Source organism: Gilvimarinus sp. 1_MG-2023 (assembly GCF_030548285.1).
The window spans coordinates 1-365 of sequence record NZ_JAUOSC010000364.1 but is presented as its reverse complement, the minus strand read 5'-3'; the positions used below and the strand labels follow the sequence as shown (position 1 = coordinate 365).

At 55.9% G+C, this 365-nt stretch carries 1 protein-coding gene; it reads left to right on the top strand.

Features of this window, described 5'->3' with window-relative positions:
- A partial coding sequence (locus Q4563_RS17210; RefSeq protein ID WP_303605362.1) for a M48 family metalloprotease occupies positions 1 to 321 on the top strand: 321 nt, incomplete at its 5' end.
- Positions 322 to 365 lie beyond the last annotated feature (44 nt).

Below are 365 nucleotides of genomic sequence, written 5' to 3'. Positions count from 1 at the left end.
GACAACAACGCCATGGTGTTGTCTGGCGGTGCTCTGGCAGCTCAATATGCCTTGCAATTGCCCAATAGCCGCACAGCCGAAACAGAAGCCGACCGTATTGGTATCGAGCTGGCCACCCGTGCCGGTTACTCTCCAACCTCGGCAGTAACACTCTGGGAAAAAATGCAGCAAGCCAGCGGCAGTTCCGTACCGGAATTCATGTCTACTCACCCGTCATCCAGCAGCCGCGCCAGCGATCTGGGCAAGCTGGCACCGGAAATGGCCAAACTGAATCCGACGGCTCAAAAATCAGCGGTATATCCTGTGACGATTGTGCAATAAGAACCGGAGTCCAGAAGCCGCCACCCCCAATCGGTCAGTACCAT